This is a genomic window from Sphingobium chungbukense (assembly GCF_001005725.1).
Classification (GTDB): domain Bacteria; phylum Pseudomonadota; class Alphaproteobacteria; order Sphingomonadales; family Sphingomonadaceae; genus Sphingobium; species Sphingobium chungbukense.
This window is the reverse complement of the sequence record NZ_LBIC01000001.1, coordinates 522,501-544,950: the sequence shown is the minus strand read 5'-3', so window position 1 is coordinate 544,950 and position 22,450 is coordinate 522,501. Positions and strand designations below refer to the sequence as shown.

Sequence of the window (22,450 nt, the reverse complement as noted above, 5' to 3'; positions counted from 1 at the left end):
ACCATCCCAGTCGATGTCAATGCATGGGGAGGGGGGGGTCAGATAATGGGTGAAACCAGCGCTCCTCCCGCGAAAAAGGCCCCTAGGTTCGCCACCAGCATATCCCGCATCCGTCCCACCGCTTCATAGGTCGCGCCGCCCGTATGCGGCGTCAGCACCACATTGGGCACATCGGCCCAGCGTGCCACGGGCGTAGGCTCGCTCTCGAACACATCCAGCGCCGCTCCGCCGAGACGCCCTTCGCGCAACGCGGTGATCAGCGCATCCTCATCCACCAACTGTCCCCGCGCGACATTCACCAGCAGGCCCGCTACGCCCAGAGCGTCCATCATCGAGGCATCGATCATCCCGCGATTCTCTTCGGTGGCCTTGGCCGCGACCACCATGACGTCACTGTCCCTGGCCAGTGCTTCCAGGCTTTCGGCCCTTGGCCAGCGCAGCTCCGGCTTCTCCCGCGGTCCCCACCATCCTACGTGCATGCGCATGATCTCGGCCCGCTCGGCCAGCGCCGCGCCGATGCTCCCCATGCCGACGATCCCAATCCGCGCACCCGCCATCGATCGCGTCAGCATCTTCGCGCCCGCCGTCCATTGGCCCTCGCGCACCTGCCGGTCGCCCACGACGATCCGCCGCCGATGCGCGAGGATGAGGCCCAGCGCATGGTCGGCCACATCCTCCGCATTGGCATCCCCTGCATGCGTCACGGCCACGCCTCGCGAGCGTGCCCAGTCGAGGTCGACGCCATCATAGCCCACCGTGAAGCAGGCGATCAGCCGAAGCTTCTCCATCTTCTCCAGCATAGCCGGGTCGAGCCGGAACTCGCCCGCCGTCACCAGCGCTTCGGCCTCCGCCATCCGCGCGCGCCCATTCTCCTCCCACAAGGCCATGACGTCATATTCGGGAGAGAGCAGGCCCAGCAGCGGCGCCAGATGCGGCTGCGCCACGAGGATCAGCGGGCGGTCGCTCATCCGGCCGCCCGCAACGCCTGGGCGAAGTCCGCGATCAGATCGTCCGCATCCTCGCAGCCGATGGAGATGCGCACCATATTGTCGCTGATCGCCAGCGCCTTCTTCCGCTCCGCCGGGACCGACAGATGGGTCATTGCTGCCGGATGGCTCGCCAATGTCTCGGTTCCGCCCAGGCTCACCGCCAGCTTGGCGATCTTCAGCGCATCCAGAAAGGCAAAGGCCTCCGCCTCACCGCCCTTGAGGTAGAGCGAGAAGGTCGATCCCGCGCCGGTGCAATGGCGGCGGTAGATGTCCGCCTGCCGCTCCGTTTCCGGAAAGCCCAGATAGACGACCTTCTCCACCTGGGGCTGGTCCTTCAGCCAGGCGCAGACCCTGGCCGCATTCTCGCCCGCCCGGCTCATCCGCAGTTCCAGCGTTTCCAGCGACCGCAGCAGCATCCAGGCCGAATGCGGATCGAGGATCGTGCCGATGGTGTTGCGCATCAGCCGGATCGTGTTGATCAGCATATTGGAGCCTAGCACGCCGCCCGCGACCAGATCGCTGTGCCCGCCCGCATATTTGGTGAGGCTGTAGATGACGAGGTCGGCCCCATGGCTGAGCGGATGATGCCAGAGCGGGCCCAGGAACGTATTGTCGATCGCGATCGGCGGCCGATATTCTTCGTTGCCGAACAAAAAGTCGCGCCGCGCGACTACCGCCTCCAGATCGACCAGCACATTGGTGGGATTGGCCGGGCTCTCCAGATAGATCAGCGCCACGCGGCCCAGCCCCCTGGCCTTCTCGATCACCGCGCCGATCTCCTCCTCGGTCGCCCCTGCCGGGAAATCGAGCCATTGCACCCCGAACTTGCCCAGGATGCGGCCGATGAGCGATTCGGTCGCGGCATAGAGGGGCGCCGAATGCACGATCACATCGCCCGGTTGCACCAGGGCGAGCAGGGTGGTGGCAATGGCCGACATGCCGCTGGAAAAGAGCAGCGCGTCCTCCGCCTCCTCCCAGATCGACAGCCGGTCCTCGGCAATCTCCTGATTGGGGCCGTTGAAGCGGGAATAGACCAGCCCCTCCGCGCCGCCGGGCCGGATGCCGGTCACACCCTCGAAATGCCGCTTGCCCGCCGCCGCGCTTTCGAAGGCAAAGGTGGAAGTCAGGAAGATCGGCGGCTTCAGCGATCCTTCGGACAGGGTCGGGTCATAGCCATGACCCATCATCAAAGTCGCGGGTTTCAGCTTGCGGCCTTCGATCTCCATGATCGATTGCTTGGGGCGGCGGCGGTTGCGCGTGGGTTCCGCGCCCGTGAGGTCGGCTTCGGTTTCGCCGGTCATCGCGTATCTCCTGCATGTCTGCGGCATCTGTTGCGCCGCTCGGATGGGGAGGAGTGTAACGCCTTTCGGGGGGAAGGAGCCAGAGGGTCGCGTAATTTTATTCCGAACCGGTGGATCATTATTACCGTCCTTCTACGGAAGCATGAGCCGGTTCAGCGAGCGGAATCAGGCTCCTCTCCCACCTGTGCAGGAGCACGAGGCGTTTCAACCTATCGAAGCGTTGAACAGGATGACCTTTCCTGCCAGCTATCTTACATCATCCTCATGAACCAACGCCTACCCGAACCACTGGAGCAATGGTTCACCTCGCGCGGCTGGACACCGCGCCGCCACCAGCGCGACATGCTGACCGCCGCCCGTTCTGGCAATCATGCGCTGCTCGTCGCCCCGACGGGCGCGGGCAAGACGCTGGCGGGCTTCCTGCCGACGCTGACCGATCTGATCGAAAGTCCGACCGAGGGGCTGCACACCCTCTATGTCTCGCCCCTGAAGGCGCTGGCCGTCGACGTCCGCCGCAACCTCCTCACCCCGATCGAGGAAATGGACCTGCCGATCCGCGTCGAAACCCGCACCGGCGACACGCCCTCCGACCGCAAGGCCCGTCAGCGCGCGCGCCCACCGCAAATCCTGCTGACCACCCCGGAATCCCTGTCCCTGCTGCTGAGCTATCCCGACAGCTTCCTGATGTTCGCCCATCTCCGGACAGTGATAGTCGATGAAGTCCACGCCTTCGCGTCCCAGAAACGCGGCGACCTGCTCAACCTTTCGCTGTCCCGTCTCCAGACCATCAATCCTGCGTTGCGCCGCGTCGCGCTGTCCGCGACCGTGGCCGATGTCGACGCCTATCGTGCCTGGCTTGCCCCGGATGGCGACATCAACGCCGTCATTCCGGTGATCGGCGAATCGGGCGCCGACCCGAACGTCGCCATCCTGATCCCCGAAGGCCGGGTCCCCTGGTCGGGCCACTCCGGCAAATATGCCGCTGCCCAGGTGATGGCCGAGATCGAACGCCGCGCCACCACACTGGTCTTCTGCAACACGCGGGGCCTGGCCGAACTCATCTTCCAGTCGCTCTGGTCGGTCAACGACGCCAACCTGCCCATCGCCATCCACCATGGCAGCCTGTCGATCGAGGCCCGCCGGAAGGTCGAGGCCGCCATGGCTGCCGGAAAACTCCGCGCCCTGGTCGCCACTGCGTCGCTCGATCTGGGCGTCGACTGGGGCAATGTCGACTGCGTGATCCAGATGGGCGCACCCAAGGGGTCGTCCCGCCTGCTCCAGCGCATCGGCCGCGCCAATCATCGGCTGGACATGCCCAGCGAAGCCATCCTCATCCCCGGCAACCGCTTCGAATATCTCGAAGCCCGCGCCGCGCTCGACGCGGTGGAGGCGGGCGAGCGCGACGCCGACGATTTCCGCCCCGGCAGCCTCGACGTGCTGGCTCAGCATGTCATGGGGCTCGCCTGCGCCGCACCCTTTCGCCAAGAAGGACTGCTGGCCGAAATCCGCTCCGCCACCCCCTACAGCGCGCTGACGGATGAGGCCTTTGCCAACGTCCTCCATTTCATCGAAGGCGGCGGCTATGCCCTGCGCGCCTATGATCGCTTCAAGCGGCTGACCCATGATCCGGATGGCCCCGACTCAAAAGGGCTTTGGCGCGTCTCCCATCCCAAATTCATCGCGCAGCATCGCCTTAACGCCGGCATCATCGTCGACCAGCCCGCGCTGGCCGTCCGCTTCGCCAACGGCCGCAAACTCGGCACGGTGGAGGAGGGGTTCGCCGCCACCCTCAGCCCCGGCGATTGCTTCTTCTTCTCCGGCACCGCGCTGGAGGTGGTACGGATGGACACGACCGATCTCGTCGTTCGCGCCACGTCGAAACCAGCGCGCATTCCCACCTGGGGCGGCACCCGCATGGCCATGTCCACCCGCCTGGCCGAACGCGTGCGCCATTTCCTGGCCGAACCCGACCAATGGAGCCGCTTCCCGGAAGATGTTCGCGACTGGCTGGAGGTGCAGAAATATCGATCCGCCCTGCCCGAACCGGGGCAGCTCCTGATCGAGACCTTCCCGCATGAGGGACGCCATTATCTGGTCTGCTACAGTTTCGAGGGCTGGAATGCGCACCAGTCGCTGGGCATGCTGCTCACCCGGCGTATGGACGCCCAGGGGCTGATGCCGATGGGCTTCGTTTCCAACGACTATGCGCTGGCCGTTTATGGGTTGAAGCCGATCAGCGATCCGAAAAGCCTCTTCTCCGCCGACATTCTCGACCATGAATTCATCGAATGGGTCGAACAGTCGAGCCTGCTCAAACGCGCCTTCCGCGATGTCGCGGTGATCTCCGGCCTGATCGAGCGGCAGCATCCCGGCAAGCGCAAGACCGGACGGCAGGTCACTTTCTCGACCGACCTCATCTACGACGTGCTGCGCAAATATCAGCCCGATCATCTGCTGCTGAAGGCCGCCTGGGCGGACGCCCGCGCAAGGATGACCGATGTCGGCCGTCTCGGCGACCTGATCGACCGCGCCAGCGAAACCATGCTGCATATCGACCTCGACCGGGTCAGCCCGCTCGCGGTTCCCGTGTTGATCCTCATCGGCCGCGAGCAGGTCGCCCAGCATGAGGTGGAGGATGCGCTGCTGATCGAAGCCGAGGCGCTGGTCGCGGAGGCCATGCGCACGGATTGAAGCCGCTATGGGTCTATTGTTGCCTTCAGCCTGTCATCTCCGAACGAAGCGGGGATCTCAGGCGAGAGAGCGCAACCTTAGAGCATCGTGCGCAAAAGTGGGAACCGGTTTTGCGCTTAAAGCGATGCGACAACAAAAGCTTAGAGCACGCGACTTGCGTACGATTTAACGCAGCGCGCTCTAGCCTCACCGGACCCCGCTTTCTATGGGATGACGGATGTTGTTGGCGTCCACCCATGACCATTTGCCCACTGTCAAGGCGTTTCCTGATCGTCGCGCATCCCACCGCACCCGTTCAGCGTTCCTTCCCCGAAGGCCACCGCGACCCGATCCGACCAGACGGCATCGCTCATCCCGTCGCTGCACGGCCCTTCGGTCACGGTCATGGCAAAGCCGTCGCCCAGATAACGGATCGCCCGCTCATCATCATTCCGCGACACCGTATAGCGGATCGGCATCCTGTCCGGCCGCTCCAAGGTGGCGGTCGATCCTTTCACCGTCACGGCCCAGAAGGGTTCCGTCCCGATCGCCCGATAGCGAGAGTCGGAACCATGATCAGGGAAGGGTGCGGCGGCGTTCACCCCTGTTTCACGTGAAACCGCCTCCGAAACATTTTCGCTATCTTGGTTCGCGACCGGGCTCTGGACGATGATCGGGGCCGATGCCCGGGCCTGCGCGATATTGGCGGCGATATTGGCGACAGGGACTTCCTTCTCGCCGCCACAGGCCGTTATCATCAGGGCCAAGCCGAGCGGCCCCACGCTCACGCCATGTCTCACGCCACGATCTCGTCCCGGCGAAAGCAGGTTGCGGCATGATCGTTCACCAGTCCGACCGCCTGCATCCAGGCATAGACGATGGTCGGCCCCACAAATTTGAAGCCGCGCTTTTTCAGGTCGCTGGAAATCGCTTCCGACAATATCGTCTTCGCCGGAAAGGTCAGGCCGTCATTCCGGATCGGCTTGTCCTCGACGAAGCGCCAGACAGTGACGGAAAAATCCTCGCCCCGGTCGCGCATGTCGCAAAAAATCTGCGCGCCCCGGATCGTCGCTTCGATCTTGGCCCGCGCCCGGACGATGCCGGGATCGCCCATCAGCCGCTCGACATCGGCCCCGCCAAAACCCGCCACCTTGTCCGGATCGAACCCCGCGAAGGCGGCACGGAAGGCTTCGCGCTTGCGCAAAATCGTGATCCAGCTGAGCCCCGCCTGGAACCCCTCCAGCATCAGCGTTTCCCAGAGCATGCGCGAATCGCGCTCCGGCACGCCCCATTCCTCATCATGATAGGCGCAATAGAGCGGGTCGGTCCCGGCCCAGCCGCAACGGACCCGCTCCATGTCCTCAGACATCCAGATTGGCGACGTTCAGCGCATTGTCCTGGATGAATTCGCGCCGCGGTTCGACGACATCGCCCATCAACTTGGTGAAGATCTCGTCGGCGACGTCCGCCTGCTCGACCTCGACCCGCAGCATCGAGCGATTGTCCGGGTCCAGCGTGGTTTCCCAAAGCTGTTCCGCGTTCATCTCGCCAAGGCCCTTGTAGCGCTGGATCGCCAGCCCCTTGCGCCCTGCCGCCAGGATCGCTTCCAGCAATTCGCTGGGACGCGTGACCGTGACCGTGCCCTTGGACACGACCGGCAGATCGTCGTCGCCCGCTTCCTCGGCCGCTGCCGCCGCCTTGGCGGTCACCAGCCGGCTGGCGGTGCGATAGCTGTCAGCCTCCTCGGCGGCGATGGCGTGCAGCTTACGCGCCTCGGCCGATCCGATGAAGCCCGCCTCGATCATGTGATGGTCGGTGACGCCGCGCCACAGCCGCTCGAAATGGAAGCCGCCTTCTTCGGCGATCCGGCCGCTCCAGCGGCCTTCCCCATCCTGCGCATCCATCCACTGGACGGTAGCGGCCAGCCGCGTTGCCTGCGCCTCATGGCCAAGCTCGGGATCGAGCGCGCCGTTGATCGCCAGCGCTTCGATGATCGCGGGATTATAGCGGCGCGGCACATAGCGCATCACCGCCCGCATCCGGCGTCCATGTTCGATCAGATGGCGCAAATCCTCGCCCGAACGCATGCCGCCGGTCGTTTCCAGCGCCATCGATTCGACGCCATTGTCGACCAGATATTGCTCCAGCGCCGCTTCGTTCTTGAGATACACTTCGGACCGGCCCCGCGTCGCCTTGTAGAGCGGCGGCTGGGCGATGTAGAGGTGCCCCGCCTCGATGATCCGTGGCATCTGACGGTAGAAGAAGGTCAGCAGCAGCGTGCGGATATGCGCGCCGTCGACGTCGGCGTCGGTCATGATGACGATCTTGTGGTAGCGCAGCTTGTCGAGGTTGAAATCGTCGCGGATGCCGGTGCCCATCGCCTGAATGAGCGTGCCGACTTCCTTGGACGAGAGCATCCGGTCGAACCGCGCGCGCTCGACGTTCAAGATCTTGCCCTTGAGCGGCAGGATCGCCTGATTGTGCCGGTTGCGCCCCTGCTTGGCCGAACCGCCGGCCGAGTCACCCTCGACCAGGAAGAGTTCGGACTTGGCGGGGTCGCGCTCCTGGCAATCGGCCAGCTTGCCCGGAAGGGAGGCGATGTCCATCACCCCCTTGCGCCGGGTCAGTTCGCGCGCCTTCTTCGCGGCCTCGCGGGCAGCGGCGGCGTCGATCACCTTCTGAACGATCATCTTGCCGTGCTGGGGGTTTTCCTCGAGCCACTCCGCCATCTTGTCGGCCATCAGGCTTTCCAGCGGCTGACGCACTTCGGACGAAACCAGCTTGTCCTTGGTCTGCGAGGAGAATTTGGGATCGGGCAGTTTCACCGACACGATCGCGGTCAGCCCCTCGCGCATATCCTCGCCGGTCAGCGACACCTTCTCCTTCTTCAACATGCCGGACTTGTCGGCATAATTGTTGAGCGTCCGGGTCAGCGCCGCGCGGAAGGCGGCGAGGTGCGTGCCGCCGTCCCGCTGCGGGATGTTGTTCGTGAAACAGAGGACGTTCTCATAATAAGAATCGTTCCACTCCAGTGCGACGTCGATGGTCACATCGTCGCGGCTGCCCGAAATCGCGATCGGATCGGGCATCAGCGGCGTCTTGTTGCGGTCGAGATATTTCACGAAGGCCGCGATGCCGCCCTCATAGAATAGCTCGACTTCCTTCCTTTCCTCATGCCGCGCATCCGCCAGGAACAGCCGCACGCCGGAGTTCAGGAACGCCAGCTCGCGATAGCGATGCTCCAGTTTCTCGAAATCGAACTCGGTGTGATTCTTGAAGGTGCCGCCGTCGCCGGGCACCTTCTCGGTCGAGGGGAGGAAGGTGACGCGGGTGCCCTTCTTGCCCGCAGGCGCATCGCCCGTGACTTGGAGCGGGGCCACGGCGTCGCCATAGGCAAAGCGCATATAATGCTCCTTGCCGTCCCGCCAGATGTGGAGGTCGAGAAACTCGCTGAGCGCGTTCACCACCGACACACCCACGCCGTGCAGGCCGCCCGACACCTTATAGGCATTGTCGTCGCTGGTGTTCTCGAACTTACCCCCGGCGTGGAGCTGGGTCATGATGACCTCGGCCGCCGACACGCCCTCTTCCTTGTGGATGCCGGTGGGAATGCCGCGGCCATTATCCTCGACGCTGACCGATCCGTCGGGATTGAGCGTGATCAGGATACGGTCGCAATGCCCGGCCAGCGCCTCGTCGATGGCGTTGTCGCTGACCTCGAACACCATATGGTGCAGGCCCGAACCATCGTCGGTGTCGCCGATATACATGCCGGGCCGCTTGCGCACGGCATCCAGACCTTTCAGGACCTTGATGCTGTCGGCGCCATAGCTGTTGCTGTTGGGGTTGTTCTGATTTTCCTCGCTCATACACGAGCATATAGGGAATGGCTGCCCGAAACTAAAGCGAAACATGGCGGCTTCCACGCGCTCACGGCACGGTCTATCAGGCTGTCATGCGCGCCATTCTCGCCCTTGCCCTGATGCTCGCCGCCTGCTCGAAAAGCAGTGATGTGCTGGAGGATTTGCCCAACAGTTCGCTGGCGGGCGCCCCGCGGGAGGATGTGCCGGAAACCCGGCTGGAATCGAGCCTCATCCGCCCGGTGATCATCGGCGAGGATGGTCCCCGTCTCGACGCCTGCGGCGCCATGGGGCAGGCCGTCCGCGTCGGTGCCAAGGGGCTGGCCGTCCGTGCCGCGCCCTTTGCCGATGCGAAGGAAACCGCCCGCATGGGGGAGGGGGATCGCGCCTGGGTCTGTACCCGCAGCCTCGACCAGAAATGGCTGGGTGTGGTGATCGCGCCGCCCCCGGTCGAGGGCAACGCAACCGAGCCGGCCGATTGCGGCGTGGCCGAACCGGTGGATCGCAAGCAAGCCTATCCCGGCCCCTGCCTCAGCGGCTGGGTTTCGAGCGCCGCGATCCGCCTGATCGCCGGTTAGATGCCGCCCAGATAATCCAGCTTGCCCAACGGCACGCCCGCCTGCCGCAGCAGCGCATAGGCGGTCGTCACATGGAAATAGAAATTGGGCAGGGCAAAGCCCAACGCATGGCTGCGTCCGGTAAAGGGAAAATCGCCACCTGGGGTCTTGAGGATCACCTCCGCATCCTCCCGCCCGTCGATCCGCTCGCGGGGCACGGACTGGAGGAAAGCGATGGTCCTGGCGATGCGTTCCTGCAATTCGGCGAAGCTCTGCTCGGTATCGGGCATCGGCGCCGGATCGAGCGCGCCGATACGGATCATCGCACCCTTGGCGCTGTTGCTAGCATATTGCACCTGTGCGGTAAGGGGCGCCATGTCCTCGATCAGCCGTGCCTGCGTCAGGGTCAGCGGATCGATGCCCTTTTCGGCGGCATAGGCGGCGCCCTTGTCCAGGATCGCGGACAGGCTGCGCAGGCCCCGAATGAAGGCGGGAACGGTCAGGTCGTACAGGTCGGTCGCCACCAGGGCTCTCCTCATGATCGTGAGGGGCCGAAGATATGACGCCATAGGCGCTTGTCGATACCCAGGCGAAATAAAAGGACCGGCCGACGGACTCCATGTCGGCCGGTCAGGGGGCAACCGGTTCAGGTGAGGGCGGGACGTTCGCGCGGGGCGATGGTGAAGAAGGGCAGGGCATGGTGGACGATCCAGCCGATCGTCGCCGCATAAAGGACGGTGCCGAGCCCGACCGAACCGCCCAGCAGCCAGCCGATCGTCAGCACGCCGATCTCGATTCCGGTTCGCACCCATTTGACCGGCCATCCGGTGCGGCGGCAGAATCCCGTCATCAACCCATCGCGCGGCCCTGGCCCCAGGCCCGCGCCGATATAGGCGCCGCCCGCAATGCCGTTGAGGATGACCCCCGCCGCCAGCCAGGCAAAGCGCACCCACAGGCCTTCCGGCGTCGGCAGGATCATCAGGCTCAGGTCCACAGCGGTCCCGATCACCACTATGTTGAAGACCGTACCGATGCCGGGCCGCTGGCGCAGCGGCCACCAAAGCAGCAGCACGATCGCACCGATCAGATTGACCGTCATGCCGAAGCTCAGCCCCAGGCGCGGCGCCAATCCCTGATGCAGCACATCCCATGGGTCGAGCCCGAGATTGGCGCGCAGCATCAACGCCATGGAAAAACCATAGAGGCCAAGGCCCCAGAAAAGCTGAAACAGGCGGCGGTGCATCATCATGGCGGCTGAAATCACCCAAAATGGCCTTTTACAAAACGGCCATTATTGCATAAGTGGCCTTCCCATTCTCTGAATTGGAATAGGTGATCATGTCCACTTCCCTCTTGCGGCCTCCTTCCTTGCTTCGCCTGCTGGGTGCCTGGCGCGCCGAGGACAGCGCCGAGCCCGCCTATCGCCAACTGGCGCAGGCGCTGCGGATGCTGGTGCTGGACGGGCGCATCGGCCTTAATGTGCGCCTGCCGGGGGAACGGGAACTGGCCGCCGCGCTGGGTCTCAGTCGCACGACCATCGCCGCGGCCTTCGACCGGCTGCGCGACGAAGGTTTTCTCGAAAGCCGTCAGGGTTCGGGCAGTGTCACGCGCCTCCCGCCCGGCCGGATGGACCAGAGCTTGCCGGAGATCGATACGGCGAACGGAGGCAATATCCTCAACTGGACCCATGCCGCGCTGCCGGCCGCCCCGGGTGTCGGTCGGGCCTATCAGGCGGCGATGGAGGCTTTGCCCGCCTTTCTGGGCGAACTCGGTTACGACCCGCTCGGCCTGCCGCCGCTGCGCCGGGCGATCGCGGCCCATTACGAACGGCGCGGATGTCCGACGAGCCCGGACCAGATCATCGTGACCAACGGCGCGCAGCAGGGATTTTCCCTGCTGCTGCAATGGCTGGCGGGGCCGGGGGACCGGGCGGTGATCGACCATCCGACCTATCATAATGCGATCCAGGCGTTGCAACGTGCCCATGTCGTGCCGGTGCCGGTCGGTCTGCCGACGCAGGGATGGGACATCGACGCGATGGAGGCGGCTTTCCGCCAGACCAGCCCGCGCTTCGCCTATATCATCGCGGATTTCCACAATCCCACCGGGCGCAGCATGGACCCGGCCACTCGCCGCGCATTGGTGGCCGCCGCCGCCCGATCGCACACGCCGCTGATCATCGACGAGACGATGGCGGCGATGGGGCTGGACAATATGCCACCGCCGCCGGTCGCGGTACACGATCCCTCGGGACGGCAGGTGATCACCTTGGGTTCGGCCAGCAAGATCTTCTGGGGCGGCCTGCGCGTCGGCTGGATTCGTGCCGATCCGCAGACTGTTGCTGCGCTGGGACGCCTGCGCACGACGATGGACATGGCGAGCCCCGTGGTGGAGCAGCTTGCCGTGGCGCATCTGATCGACGGCGACGAAGGGCTGGGCGCGCGGGCGGAGATGCTGCGCGGGCGTCGCGATCATCTTCTGGGGCTGATCGAACGGCATTTGCCGCACTGGCGCGTGGAGTCCCCCGCTGGCGGCCTGTCGCTCTGGGCGGAACTGCCGCGGGGCGAAGCGACGGCGTTGGCCGCCATCGCCGAAAGCCATGGCGTGCGCGTCGCGCCGGGGCCGCGTTTCGGAGTCAGCGGCGCATTCGAACGCTTCCTGCGGCTGCCCTTCACTTTATCCGAGGAGCAGTTGACGGCGGGGGTCGAGCGCTTGGCCGAAGCCGATGCGCGGCTGCACGCCCGCATGCCGCGAGGCCGCGATTCGCTCGCCGCGGCGCTGGAGGTGGACCGGTTGATCTGATGCGAACGCTTTTCCGGCCGGTTTTGGCCAGTTGCGGTCATTCTCAGCCGTTAAGCGCATCGTGCTCCTGCGAAGGCAGGAGCCCAGTTCAAACGGTGCGATGATCCACAGACGGCGGGACTGGGCTCCTGCCTTCGCAGGAGCACGGTGTATTTCAAGGAAAGCAGGCGGTCCGCTTCCCACCCGAAACAGCGGCGCTATGGGATATATGCAAAAAAAAGGCCGCGTGAAAAATCCACGCGGCCTTTTTTCTCAAGCCTTGCAGCTCAGGCGGCTTATTTCGCCGCCTTGTAGCGCTCGATCGCTTCCAGCGTGATGCGGCGGGCATCTTCCGCGCCGCCCCAGGTGCCGATGCGCACCCACTTGGTCTTTTCCAGATCCTTATAGTGGGTGAAGAAATGTTCGATCTGCTCCATCACGATGCCGGGCAGATCATCCTTTTCATCGACCTCGCTATAATAAGGGAAGGTCTTGTTGTCGGGCACGCAGACCAGCTTCTCGTCGCCGCCGGCTTCGTCTTCCAGATTCAGCACGGCGATCGGACGGGCGCGCACCACCGAACCGGGCACGAAGGGCGATCGGGCGATGACCAGCGCGTCCAGCGGATCGCCATCGGGCGACAGGGTGTGCGGCACGAAGCCGTAATTCGCCGGATAGCGCATCGGCGTGTGCAGGATGCGGTCCACGAACAGCGCGCCCGAAGCCTTGTCGAACTCATATTTGACCGGCTCGCCGCCGACCGGAACCTCGATGATGACATTCAGGCTGTTGGGCGGATCGTCGCCAACGGGGATCAGTTCGATATTCATGAGACTACAAGCCTTTGTAAACGCGTTGGTCTTTGCGGGCGGTTATGTTTTCGGTTTCAGCAGCCGATCGAGACTGCCTTCACCCTCTCCCATTTTTTCGAGGCGCGGATAGCGCAGGCCGCCGGAATAAGCGAGGCTCAAAGTGCGATAATATTTGTCCTGCTTGAGTATGATCTGGAGCGGTTTGCCGGACTTGATCGCGGCCTTGAACACATCGCCCGAATATTCGTCGCCATTGATCGCGACGATCTTGGAACCCGTGGCGAGACCCGCCTTGAAGGCCGGGCTGTCCCAGACGACGTTGCTGATTTCGCCGTCATTCTTGACGATCATGCCGATGCCGAAGCTCTGGTCGGTGAACTTGCCCGACCCCTCGGCCGCCTTGGTGATGGCGCCGGGCGTGTCGCCATAGACCAGCTTGTAGCCGCCCAGCGCGAAGCCGCCCTTGGGCGTCTCCTTCGTCGTGCTGTCGACATATTTCTGGAAGAAGCCCGCCCAGTCATAGGGCGCGACGGCGTTCAGCGTCTTGATCACGTCGCCGCGATTATAGACGACCTGACCCCAATCGCCCGGATTGATGCCGAAGAAAGCCTGGGCGAAATCGTCCAGCCCCTTGGCGCCTTTGGTCTGCTGACGGATGATCGCGTCCGCCTCCAGCCAGATCATCAGGCCTTCATTGTAATAATCCTCCGACCGTTGCCAGCTCGACCAGCCCTTGGGGCGGCGGGCGGAGATGATCGGATCTTGGGTGGTGTCCTCCATCGGCCGCCATTCGCGGCCGCGCGTGGTGTCGAGCTTGGCGGCGATATGGGCATAGGCGTCCAGCGTCTCCTGCTTGGTGAACAGGCCCGAGCGGGCACCCAGCACATAGCCCCAGAATTGCGTCTGCCCTTCATAGACCCAGAGCAGATTATCCTGCATCGGCACGTTGAAATCGGGCGTCCACAGCAGGTCCGGACGGCGGAACTTGCCGTCCCAGCTATGGGTGAACTCATGCGGCAGCAGGTTGCGGTCCAGCAGCGCGTCGCCATCGCCCCATTTCTTGAAATAGCCCGGCTCGACCTGATTTTCAGAAGAGCGATGATGCTCCAGCCCGATGCCGCCCATCTCGTCGGTGATGGCGAACAGGAAGTCATAATGGTTGAAATGATAGGTGCCGAACAGCGCGCCCGCTTCATCGACCAGCTTCTTGTGCTTGGCGATCTGCTCGGGCTTGGCGTCCAGTTCGTCGGCATCGTCCGCGACGATGTTGAGCGTCACATTATGCCCCAAGTCGACCGGCTTGAAATGAAGCCCCGCGAAAACCGGCGAATCCTGCAAGGCTTCATAATCGATCGTCTCATAGGCGAGGGTCGATCCGGTCTTCTTGCCCCGCAGCGCGGTCGCGGCCTGCCAGCCGTCCGGATAGGTGACGGTCGCCTGGATCGGAATCTGCCGCGTATAATAGCCTGCCGGATAGAGCGACACCGACTCCCACTGGATGTTCAGCATCTTGGGCGTCACCACCACGCGGCCCTGGTTGGGCTGGGTGGCGGAGAGGAACTGGAAGCTTGCGACCACCTGTTTCGTCCCCTGCGGCACGTCGATCACGAAACCATAGACGTTGAGCGGATCGCGCTTCCACGCCAGCGGCTTGCCGTCGGCGGTGAAGGTGAGGCCGGTCAACTTCTCGATCTGTCCCCGCGGCGCATGATTGCCCGGCAGCCATTGCGGCATCAGCAGCGTCATCGGGCCGCTGCCCGTGACGGGGATGGTTTCCCTGACGCGGAAGATGCGCTGCACCGTGTCGGTGGCATCGACCTCCAGCCTGATGGTGCCGCCGGGATAGGGAATATCCTTGGGGCCGGGCGCGGCATTGTCGACCGGCAGCGCCGTCGGCCTGGAGCGGATCGCATCCTGCGCGATCAGTGGCCCGGCAACGGCCGTGGAAAGCAGAAGGGCGGCAGCAAGGCTGCGGATCATGAACATCTCCGAAAATGATGTGCGGCCGGACGACCGTATAACAACAGCATGGCGACCCATGACCCTCGCGTCCACCCCCGAAGATATGGGCGTCAATATGAACCAAAAAAACCGCGTTTCCTTGCGCCGTCTTTATCGTTAAAGGCGCTCCCCCATGGCCAAGATCGAAACGCCGCGCCCGGTACGCGGCACGCAGGACATGCTGGGCGGTACGAGCGAAGCGTTCCAGGAACGTTTCGCACATGTCGTCGCGACCTTCGACCGGGTTCGGAAACTTTACGGATTCCAACGCGTGGAGGTGCCCGTCTTCGAATCGACGGCGGTGTTCGCCCGCTCGCTGGGCGAAAGCACGGACGTCGTCTCGAAGGAGATGTACACGTTCGAGGATCGCGGCGGCGACAGCATCACCCTGCGCCCGGAATTCACCGCCGGCATCTCCCGCGCCTATATCACCGAGGGCTGGCAGCAATATGCGCCGCTCAAAGTCGCGACCCACGGCCCGCTCTTCCGTTACGAGCGCCCGCAAAAGGGCCGCTTCCGCCAGTTCCACCAGCTCGACGCAGAGATCATCGGCGCGGGCGAGCCGGGCGCGGACGTGGAACTGTTGGTGCTGGCCGACCAGTTGCTGCGCGAACTGGGCGTGTCGGAAGGCGTGACGCTCAACCTCAACACGCTGGGCGACGGGCCGAGCCGCGACGCCTGGCGCGCCGCGCTGATCGCGCATTTCGAGGCGCATCGCGACCAGCTTTCGGAAGAGAGCCTGGATCGCCTGCAACGCAATCCGCTGCGTATCCTCGACAGCAAGGATCCGCGCGATCGCCCGGTGGCGGACAGCGCGCCGGACATCGACGCCTATCTGACCGACGAGGCGCGGACCTTCTTCGAAAAGGTGACGGCGGGCCTCGACGCGGCGGGCGTGGCCTGGGAACGCAACGCCCGTCTGGTGCGCGGCCTCGATTATTATCGCCACACCGCATTCGAATTCATCACCGACCGCCTTGGCGCGCAGGGCACGGTCGTGGGCGGCGGGCGCTATGACGGGCTGATCGAGAATCTCGGCGGCCCCTCGACCCCGGCGGTCGGCTGGGCGGCGGGGATAGAGCGGCTGGCGATGCTGATCGATATGCCCGTAATCGAGTGTCCAACCGTGGCCGTCATTCCCATGGGCGAAGCAGCCGAAACCAGGGCAACGGGCATCATCGCCGATCTTCGCCGCGCTGGTGTCGCCTGCGATATGGGCTATCGCGGCAATATGAAGAAGCGGATGCAGCGGGCCAACGCATCGGGCGCGGCCTGGGCCGTGATCCTGGGCGATGACGAACTGGCACGGGGCGAAGCGGCCATCCGCGATCTCGGCACAGGCGAGCAGGAAGCCGTCTCCCTGGACGCTTTGATCGGGAAGCTGACGGCTCTCTGATGCACATCTCCGCCGAACGCATCGCGCAGATCGAGGCGCGCCGGGACGAGGTGCAGGCGTCGATGACGCGCGCCGACCTTGCGCCGGAAGAATTTGTGCGGCTGTCCAAGGAATATGCGGAGATCGAGCCGGTAGCCAAGGCCGCCCATGAAGTCCGCCGTCTCCGTCAGGAACTGGGCGCACTCGAATATATGGCGGGCGGCGAGGATGCGGATTCCGATCCGTTGATGCGCGAAATGGCGCAGGAGGAGATGCAGCTCATCAAGGGCAAGCTTCCCGACGCCGAACGCGCCCTCGCGCTCCAGCTTCTGCCCAAGGATGCCGCCGACGCCCGCCCGGCCATGCTGGAAATCCGCGCAGGTACGGGCGGTGACGAGGCCGCCTTGTTCGCGGGCGACCTGTTCCGCATGTATCAGCGCTATGCCGACGCGCAGGGCTGGAAGATGGAACTCATCTCCGCCAACGCCTCTGAAGTCGGGGGCTATAAGGAAGTGGTCGCCAGCGTCACCGGCATCGGCGTCTTCGCCAAGCTGAAGTTCGAAAGCGGCGTCCATCGTGTCCAGCGCGTTCCCGCCACTGAAAGCGGCGGGCGCATCCACACCTCGGCCGCGACCGTCGCGGTGCTGCCGGAACCGGAGGAGGTCGACGTCCAGATCGCCGACAGCGACCTCAAGATCGACATCTATCGCGCTTCGGGCGCGGGCGGTCAGCACGTCAACACCACGGATTCCGCCGTGCGCATCACGCACCTCCCTTCCGGCATCGTCGTGACGCAGCAGGACGAACGCTCGCAGCACAAGAACAAGGCGAAGGCGATGCAGGTGCTGCGCGCCCGCATCTATGAAGTGGAACGCGAGCGCGCCCAAAGCGAACAGGCCGGCGCGCGCAAGGCGATGGTCGGTTCGGGCGACCGTTCGGAGCGCATCCGCACCTATAATTTCCCACAGGGCCGGGTGACGGATCACCGCATCAACCTGACCCTCCACCGCCTGCCCGAAATCATGGAAGGGCCGGGCCTGTCCGAAGTCATCGACGCGCTGGTGGCGGAGGATGAAGCCGCCCGCCTCGCCCAGTTGGACGGCGTGGCGTGAACCCTCCTTTCTCCCCTCCCGCGGGCGGGAGGGGCCGGGGGTGGGCCGCGAGCGCAGCGAGCCTTCGGGACAGCGCAATATGAAAACAATCCCCGAAACCCTCCGCGCCGCCACCGAACGCCTCGCCGCCATCAGCGCCACCCCGCGCCTCGACGCCGAACTGCTCCTCGCCCACGCGCTGCGGATCGACCGCAACGCCCTGCTGATGCGCCAGCGCGACCTCGCCGTCCCGCCCGGTTTCGCATCCCTCATCGAACGCCGCCTGACCGGCGAACCCATCGCCTATATCACCGGCACCCGCGATTTCTGGACGATCAGCCTGCATGTCACGCCCGACGTCCTCATCCCCCGCCCGGACACGGAAACCCTGATCGAAGCCGCCCTCGACCATTTCGGCACAAGAGCGCCCGCCCGCATCCTCGATCTCGGCACCGGTTCCGGCGCGCTGCTGCTCGCCGCGCTCAGCCAATGGCCGAAGGCGAGGGGGGCCGGGGTCGACATTTCCCCCGCCACGCTCGCGGTCGCGCGGGGCAATGCCGACCGCCTCGGGCTGGCCGACCGCGCCGACTTCCGGCTCGGAAACTGGGCGGACGGGCTGGCAGGCCCGTTTGATCTCATCCTCATCAACCCGCCCTATATCGCACGGAACGTCACGCTGTCGGGGGATGTCCTGCACGAACCGCAAGGCGCGCTCTTTGCAGGCGCAGAGGGGCTGGACGACTATCGCCGGATCGCCCCGGTGCTTCCAGCCCTGCTCGCGCCGGACGGCATGGCGGCGATCGAGATCGGCTATGATCAGCGCGCCAGCGTCTCCACCCTGCTTGCGGATCAAGGGCTTAGCGTCCGGGTGCGCCAGGACCTCGCCGGGCATGACCGCTGCCTGATCGCGACTCCGGATGCCGCTGCCTGATCGTGGACAGGATTTGCGTACACACAAGCGAAAATTGCTTGGTTTATGGCATCGAAGCCACTACATGGGGCTCAGGGACGGCATTATCCTGAGGATCTGCCCCATGGGGCTTAGCCGAGAAAAGGCCGTCTTCCCGCTCCTTCAACGTCATGACGGCGCTGCTGCGCAGGCGCCCTCTGGCAGGTCAAGGGCATGGGCCTATCGGCTCCTGTCCGGCGGAGCCTTACCCGGCCTGATGTGTGGGCTGAGTTTGAGGACTGAACGGTGTTTTCAGTGAATGATGGCAAAGTGAACGCAAGGATCAGCTCTTGATCAACAACAGGCAGGCCGGTCGTCGCAATCGCGGCCGGAACAATAATGGTCGTCCCAATGGTGGCAATCGGGGCGGTGGTGACAATGGCAACCGGATCGACAGCCGCGCACGCGGCAACGCGGCCCAGCTTCTTGAAAAATACAAGAATATGGCCCGCGACGCGCAGATGGCCGGCGATCGGGTGAATGCGGAATATTATCTGCAATTCGCCGACCATTATTTCCGCGTGCTGGCCGACAACCGCGCCCGGCAGGAGGAGCAGCAACAGCGCTTCCGTCCCCGCGATGAGAGCTTCGACGACGGTTTCGACGATTTCGACGCTGGCGAGGACGGCGGCGAGGAATCCGGTGCCGAACAGGCTTTCGAACGTCCCTATGGCAATGAGCGCCGCCGCGACGACCAGCGCGATTATCGCGAAGGCCGTGGTGAACGCGGGGACCGCAATCGCCGTGATCGCAATGAGCGGAACGATCGCGGAGACCGGAATGATCGTGACGACCGTCGCCGCGAACGCCCGGCGGCGAAGGAAGAGGCCGAACGGCCCCAGGCTGAAGTCGTTGCCGAGCCGGCGCCCGTCGTCGAAGCGGCGCCCGAACCGCAGCCCACGGCCGATGCGCCCCGTGCACGCCGTGGTCGCCCGCGCAAGGCCGCCGCTGCCAAGGACGATGCGCAGGAAGGGCTGGACCTGACCGTGCTGCCGCCGTCGATCGCTCGCGCCGACAATGACGCCGAACCGGCCGAGGAACCCGCTCCGCGCAAGCGTACACGCCGGGCGCGCCCCGCGGCCGAAGCGGCCGAGTGACGTTCCCCTACCCAGGGTGAGGACAACAAAAAAGGGGGACGGTGCCGATGGCGCCGTTCCCCTTTTGCTATCTTGCCCCTTTTGCCGATCAGGCGTCCGGCAACGGACGCGGCCGGTGATTTTCATCCAGCGCGACGAAGGTGAACAGCCCGCTCGTCAGTTCGATCCGTTCTTCCTTCACTCCCCGCGTCGCGATCACGTTGATCCGGATCGCGACCGAAGTACGGCCGCGCCGTTCCTCATGGGCATAGACCGACACGATGTCGCCCAGCAGGATCGGGGCGATGAACGTCATGCTCTCGATTGCCACGGTCGCGACGGCGCCCCGCGCGACCCGTGCGGCGATGATACCGCCGGCAATATCCATCTGGCTCAGCACCCAGCCGCCGAAAATATGCCCGTTGGCGTTGATGTCGGTCAGGTGCGGCACGACGCGCAGCACCACTTCGCCCTTTTGTTCAATCGTCACTGGGAACCTCGTCCTTGATCCGGTCGATGACCTGCTCGTCATGTCCCGTTCCGCTCGACAGGAATGTCAGCGCCATCAAAGCGGTGCCGAGCATGAAGGTCAACCAGACACCCAAAATCGTGGCAATGATCATGTGGATCGGCATCGGGCCTGCCCACCAGCGTAGAAAGCCCAGAGCCGCCCCGACGCACAGGGCTCCCCCCAGCGCCATCCATCCCATGATCCGGCGGAAACGCCGCCATGCGACTTTTGCGACCTGGGGATCATCAAGGCCTTGTTTGCGTGTCATCCCTTTTCTTTGGGGTGTGAAAGTGGGATCATCAAGGGACTGAGGCATTTAGCCTGCAGGGAGGGAGATGGATCATGACGATCGCAACGATTTTGCAACGCAAGGGACAGGACGTCGTCCAGGCGCAATCGAGCGACACGGTCCTTTCCGTGGTGCGGTTGCTGGCCCAGCGGCGCATCGGCTGCGTGCCGGTGGTCGATGACGGTCAAGTGGTCGGCATCTTTTCCGAGCGCGATCTGGTATATCGCGTGGCGCAGGAAGGCGCGGCGGTGCTGGAGCGTCCGGTGGGCGAGATCATGACCGCGCCTGCGATCACCACCGACGACCGGACGCCCATCATCCATTGCCTGTCGCTGATGACGAAGCGGCGCATCCGCCACCTGCCCGTGGTGGTCGACGGCAGGCTGGTCGGACTGGTGTCGATCGGCGACCTTGTGAAGTTCCGCATCGACAGCATCGAATCGGAAGCGGCCGCCCTGCGCGACTATATCCAGACCGCCTGATCCGTCTCAGGCGGGCGCCTGCGCCGGGGGCGCCCGCCGCGCCACCAGCGCGACCAGTTCCATCAGCGTCCCGCGCGCGCACAGCATCAAGGCGGCCAGAAAGGCCAGACCTCCCGCCGGCACCAATATCCCCAGCCGGACCGGCGCGGCGAGGGGAGGGAGCATCCGGTCGATCGCCATCACCGCCGCCGCCATCAGCAGCGAACAGCCCAGCCCCGGCGCCGCCGCCCGCATCAGGTCGATCAGCCGCAACCCCATCGGCGCCCCCGCCAGCCGCGCGGTGATAAGCGTCAGAATGGGGAAAGCGCACAGCCACGCCCAGGCCAGCCCTATCGCCCCGAATCGAATGCCGATGAAGAAAGCCGCCGGCATCAGCACCGCGCCCACCGCTGCGACCCGCGCCGTTGTGCCCGGCCGGCCCAGCGCATTGCTGACCGGCGCGAACATCACCTGCAAGGTCATGAACGGCATGGCGAGCGCCAGAATCGCGACAAAGGGCGCCATGTCCCGCCATTTCGTCCCGAACAGCGTCTCGACCAAAGGCTCCGCCGTCACCGCCATGCCCAGATAGACCGGGCAACTGATCAGCAGCAGCAGCCGCACCGCCTTGCAGAAGGACCATGCGATTCGCGACGGGTCCTTCTGCATCCGCGCATAGGCGGGAAAGGCGACATCATTGAGTGGCGGGATGAACTTGCTGACGAAAATCTGCGTCAGGAACAGCGCCTCGGCATAAAGGCCCAGTTGATGCGGCTCCAGCACGCGCCCGCCAATGAAGATATCCGCCTGACTCTGCACGATCCAGAAAAGCTGCCCGCCCAGCAGCGACGCGCCATAGGCGACCATCGCCCCGGTCCCGCGAAAATCGAAGCTGGGAATCGGCACGAACCCGGTGGCCAGCACATAGCCGGCACCCTTGACCCAGAAACCCGCAATCGGCGCGAACACCAATGTCCACACGCCCCAGCCCGACAGCGCGCCGGTCAGCGCCACCGCCGCCGAAGCCATGGCCGCGATCAGGTTGACCAGCGCGGGCCGCCGGAAATCCATCGCCCGGCCCATGATCGCCTCGGGAATCGAGATGAAGGGCGTCGACAGATAGAGCAGCGCCTGCACCCGCAGCAGATCCGCGACCATGGGCTGATCGTAATAGCCGGCGGCGAGGGGCGCGATAAGCAACTGCACCAATGCCAGCCCGCCGTTCAGCAACAGCATGATTCCGAACGCCTGCCGCAGCCGATGCCGATCCAGCGTCTCCGACTGCACCAGCGCGCTCACCAGTCCATAGCCGTTGAGGAAGGTCGCGAAGTTCAGAATCACCTGAGTCATCGCAAACAGACCGTAATCCTTGGGATCGAGCAGCCGGATCACCGCCAGAGTCACCACCCAGCTCAGCATCTGCGCCACGATCTGGCTCCCCGACCGCCAGAGAATCGCGCTTCTGATCCTTGTGCCAAAACCCGCGTCGTCCGCGTCGGCGTCCTGCAAACCCATTGTCATTCCTATTTTCCGGGCGTTCATGCCGGTAAATCCGCTCTATCGGCCAAGTCCGAAGAAATTCTGAAATAAAATTGCAAAAAGGGTTTGACGGGTCGGGAAGCCCTCCATATATGCCCGTCTCACCGAACGGGACGGCGCCACTGAGGCACTGAAACAGACGGTCGCCAACATGGATGGGACGTACCTCCCTCGGAAGAAGTTTCGAG

At 64.5% G+C, this 22,450-nt stretch carries 20 protein-coding genes; 8 read left to right on the top strand and 12 right to left on the bottom strand.

The window, feature by feature from the left end; translation table 11 throughout:
- Positions 1-38: 38 nt before the first annotated feature.
- Positions 39-968 (bottom strand): 2-hydroxyacid dehydrogenase, encoded by a 930-nt coding sequence (locus YP76_RS02680; RefSeq protein ID WP_046762042.1) that lies wholly within the window; start codon positions 966-968, stop codon positions 39-41.
- Positions 965-2,290, bottom strand: a complete 1,326-nt coding sequence (locus YP76_RS02675) for a cystathionine gamma-synthase family protein (RefSeq protein ID WP_046762041.1) — start codon at positions 2,288-2,290, stop codon at positions 965-967. Before YP76_RS02675 ends, YP76_RS02680 begins: the two co-directional genes overlap by 4 nt.
- A 264-nt stretch (positions 2,291-2,554) precedes the next feature.
- On the opposite strand from YP76_RS02675, the gene YP76_RS02670 reads away from it, so the two are divergent.
- Positions 2,555-4,981 (top strand): ligase-associated DNA damage response DEXH box helicase, encoded by a 2,427-nt coding sequence (locus tag YP76_RS02670; protein ID WP_046762040.1) that lies wholly within the window; start codon positions 2,555-2,557, stop codon positions 4,979-4,981.
- Between the two features lie 254 nt (positions 4,982-5,235).
- On the opposite strand, the gene YP76_RS02665 is transcribed toward YP76_RS02670, so the two are convergent.
- Genes YP76_RS02665 through gyrB form a run of 3 tightly spaced genes read right to left on the bottom strand, consistent with a single transcriptional unit; the run spans position 5,236 to position 8,829 of the window.
- Positions 5,236-5,718, bottom strand: coding sequence for a membrane-like protein (locus tag YP76_RS02665; RefSeq protein WP_046762584.1), 483 nt, complete (start codon positions 5,716-5,718; stop codon positions 5,236-5,238).
- Positions 5,719-5,756: 38 nt separating this feature from the next.
- On the bottom strand, positions 5,757-6,317 hold the full coding sequence (locus tag YP76_RS02660; protein WP_084733000.1) for a DNA-3-methyladenine glycosylase I: 561 nt from the start codon (positions 6,315-6,317) through the stop codon (positions 5,757-5,759).
- A 4-nt stretch (positions 6,318-6,321) separates the two neighbouring features.
- Positions 6,322-8,829 (bottom strand): DNA topoisomerase (ATP-hydrolyzing) subunit B, encoded by a 2,508-nt coding sequence (gene gyrB, locus YP76_RS02655; protein WP_046762038.1) that lies wholly within the window; start codon positions 8,827-8,829, stop codon positions 6,322-6,324.
- Positions 8,830-8,915: 86 nt separating this feature from the next.
- Between gyrB and YP76_RS02650 the strand changes: the two genes are divergently transcribed.
- Positions 8,916-9,398, top strand: a complete 483-nt coding sequence (locus tag YP76_RS02650) for a hypothetical protein (RefSeq protein WP_046762037.1) — start codon at positions 8,916-8,918, stop codon at positions 9,396-9,398.
- Here the strand turns inward: YP76_RS02650 and YP76_RS02645 are convergent.
- Both YP76_RS02645 and yczE read right to left on the bottom strand, forming a co-directional pair.
- Positions 9,395-9,901: a DUF1993 domain-containing protein gene (locus tag YP76_RS02645; RefSeq protein ID WP_046762036.1), complete on the bottom strand. Its 507-nt coding sequence runs from the start codon at positions 9,899-9,901 to the stop codon at positions 9,395-9,397. The genes YP76_RS02650 and YP76_RS02645 overlap by 4 nt on opposite strands.
- Before the next feature lie 122 nt (positions 9,902-10,023).
- The gene (gene yczE / locus YP76_RS02640) at positions 10,024-10,626 is read right to left on the bottom strand and encodes a membrane protein YczE (protein WP_046762035.1); all 603 of its coding nucleotides are present in this window, start codon (positions 10,624-10,626) and stop codon (positions 10,024-10,026) included.
- Between the two features lie 89 nt (positions 10,627-10,715).
- Here yczE and yczR point away from each other — a divergent pair, with 89 nt between their 5' ends.
- Positions 10,716-12,179 carry a MocR-like transcription factor YczR gene (gene yczR / locus YP76_RS02635; protein WP_046762034.1) on the top strand — a complete coding sequence of 488 codons (1,464 nt, stop codon included), beginning with the start codon at positions 10,716-10,718 and terminating at the stop codon, positions 12,177-12,179.
- 275 nt (positions 12,180-12,454) lie between these two features.
- Here yczR and ppa read toward each other — a convergent pair whose 3' ends face one another.
- Positions 12,455-12,988: an inorganic diphosphatase gene (gene ppa, locus YP76_RS02630; RefSeq protein ID WP_046762033.1), complete on the bottom strand. Its 534-nt coding sequence runs from the start codon at positions 12,986-12,988 to the stop codon at positions 12,455-12,457.
- Between the two features lie 42 nt (positions 12,989-13,030).
- Positions 13,031-14,950: a M61 family metallopeptidase gene (locus YP76_RS02625; protein ID WP_046762032.1), complete on the bottom strand. Its 1,920-nt coding sequence runs from the start codon at positions 14,948-14,950 to the stop codon at positions 13,031-13,033.
- Between the two features lie 154 nt (positions 14,951-15,104).
- On the opposite strand from YP76_RS02625, the gene hisS reads away from it, so the two are divergent.
- The 4 genes from hisS to YP76_RS02605 all read left to right on the top strand — a co-directional run bounded on the left by hisS (position 15,105) and on the right by YP76_RS02605 (position 19,483).
- Entirely contained in the window at positions 15,105-16,367 is a 1,263-nt protein-coding gene (hisS, locus tag YP76_RS02620; protein ID WP_046762031.1) for a histidine--tRNA ligase, read from the top strand.
- Complete coding sequence (gene prfA / locus YP76_RS02615) at positions 16,367-17,458, top strand: peptide chain release factor 1 (RefSeq protein WP_046762030.1); 1,092 nt, start codon at positions 16,367-16,369, stop codon at positions 17,456-17,458. Before hisS ends, prfA begins: the two co-directional genes overlap by 1 nt.
- 79 nt (positions 17,459-17,537) lie before the next feature.
- Positions 17,538-18,368, top strand: coding sequence for a peptide chain release factor N(5)-glutamine methyltransferase (gene prmC, locus YP76_RS02610; protein WP_046762583.1), 831 nt, complete (start codon positions 17,538-17,540; stop codon positions 18,366-18,368).
- Positions 18,369-18,676: 308 nt separating this feature from the next.
- Entirely contained in the window at positions 18,677-19,483 is an 807-nt protein-coding gene (locus tag YP76_RS02605; RefSeq protein WP_046762029.1) for a DUF4167 domain-containing protein, read from the top strand.
- 88 nt (positions 19,484-19,571) lie between these two features.
- Here the strand turns inward: YP76_RS02605 and YP76_RS02600 are convergent, their stop codons facing one another.
- A complete protein-coding gene (locus tag YP76_RS02600; RefSeq protein WP_232307421.1) occupies positions 19,572-19,952 on the bottom strand; it encodes an acyl-CoA thioesterase in 381 nt (126 codons plus the stop codon).
- Positions 19,942-20,241, bottom strand: a complete 300-nt coding sequence (locus YP76_RS02595) for a hypothetical protein (RefSeq protein WP_046762027.1) — start codon at positions 20,239-20,241, stop codon at positions 19,942-19,944. Before YP76_RS02595 ends, YP76_RS02600 begins: the two co-directional genes overlap by 11 nt.
- A 74-nt stretch (positions 20,242-20,315) precedes the next feature.
- On the opposite strand from YP76_RS02595, the gene YP76_RS02590 reads away from it, so the two are divergent.
- Positions 20,316-20,744 carry a CBS domain-containing protein gene (locus YP76_RS02590; protein WP_046762026.1) on the top strand — a complete coding sequence of 143 codons (429 nt, stop codon included), beginning with the start codon at positions 20,316-20,318 and terminating at the stop codon, positions 20,742-20,744.
- 6 nt (positions 20,745-20,750) lie between these two features.
- Here the strand turns inward: YP76_RS02590 and YP76_RS02585 are convergent, their stop codons facing one another.
- On the bottom strand, positions 20,751-22,238 hold the full coding sequence (locus YP76_RS02585) for a lipopolysaccharide biosynthesis protein (protein ID WP_198147410.1): 1,488 nt from the start codon (positions 22,236-22,238) through the stop codon (positions 20,751-20,753).
- Positions 22,239-22,450: the final 212 nt, after the last annotated feature.

What these genes read in the sequence shown, in the direction of transcription:
- YP76_RS02675 (WP_046762041.1), bottom strand. Translation starts at nt 2,290, where the DNA reads ATGACCGGCGAAACCGAAGCCGACCTCACGGGCGCGGAACCCACGCGC.
- YP76_RS02625 (WP_046762032.1), bottom strand. Translation starts at nt 14,950, where the DNA reads ATGATCCGCAGCCTTGCTGCCGCCCTTCTGCTTTCCACGGCCGTTGCC.
- yczE (WP_046762035.1), bottom strand. Translation starts at nt 10,626, where the DNA reads ATGATGATGCACCGCCGCCTGTTTCAGCTTTTCTGGGGCCTTGGCCTC.
- hisS (WP_046762031.1), top strand. Translation starts at nt 15,105, where the DNA reads ATGGCCAAGATCGAAACGCCGCGCCCGGTACGCGGCACGCAGGACATG.
- YP76_RS02665 (WP_046762584.1), bottom strand. Translation starts at nt 5,718, where the DNA reads ATGATAACGGCCTGTGGCGGCGAGAAGGAAGTCCCTGTCGCCAATATC.
- gyrB (WP_046762038.1), bottom strand. Translation starts at nt 8,829, where the DNA reads ATGAGCGAGGAAAATCAGAACAACCCCAACAGCAACAGCTATGGCGCC.
- YP76_RS02650 (WP_046762037.1), top strand. Translation starts at nt 8,916, where the DNA reads ATGCGCGCCATTCTCGCCCTTGCCCTGATGCTCGCCGCCTGCTCGAAA.
- YP76_RS02660 (WP_084733000.1), bottom strand. Translation starts at nt 6,317, where the DNA reads ATGGAGCGGGTCCGTTGCGGCTGGGCCGGGACCGACCCGCTCTATTGC.
- ppa (WP_046762033.1), bottom strand. Translation starts at nt 12,988, where the DNA reads ATGAATATCGAACTGATCCCCGTTGGCGACGATCCGCCCAACAGCCTG.
- YP76_RS02585 (WP_198147410.1), bottom strand. Translation starts at nt 22,238, where the DNA reads ATGGGTTTGCAGGACGCCGACGCGGACGACGCGGGTTTTGGCACAAGG.
- prfA (WP_046762030.1), top strand. Translation starts at nt 16,367, where the DNA reads ATGCACATCTCCGCCGAACGCATCGCGCAGATCGAGGCGCGCCGGGAC.
- yczR (WP_046762034.1), top strand. Translation starts at nt 10,716, where the DNA reads ATGTCCACTTCCCTCTTGCGGCCTCCTTCCTTGCTTCGCCTGCTGGGT.
- YP76_RS02670 (WP_046762040.1), top strand. Translation starts at nt 2,555, where the DNA reads ATGAACCAACGCCTACCCGAACCACTGGAGCAATGGTTCACCTCGCGC.
- YP76_RS02590 (WP_046762026.1), top strand. Translation starts at nt 20,316, where the DNA reads ATGACGATCGCAACGATTTTGCAACGCAAGGGACAGGACGTCGTCCAG.
- prmC (WP_046762583.1), top strand. Translation starts at nt 17,538, where the DNA reads ATGAAAACAATCCCCGAAACCCTCCGCGCCGCCACCGAACGCCTCGCC.
- YP76_RS02595 (WP_046762027.1), bottom strand. Translation starts at nt 20,241, where the DNA reads ATGACACGCAAACAAGGCCTTGATGATCCCCAGGTCGCAAAAGTCGCA.
- YP76_RS02680 (WP_046762042.1), bottom strand. Translation starts at nt 968, where the DNA reads ATGAGCGACCGCCCGCTGATCCTCGTGGCGCAGCCGCATCTGGCGCCG.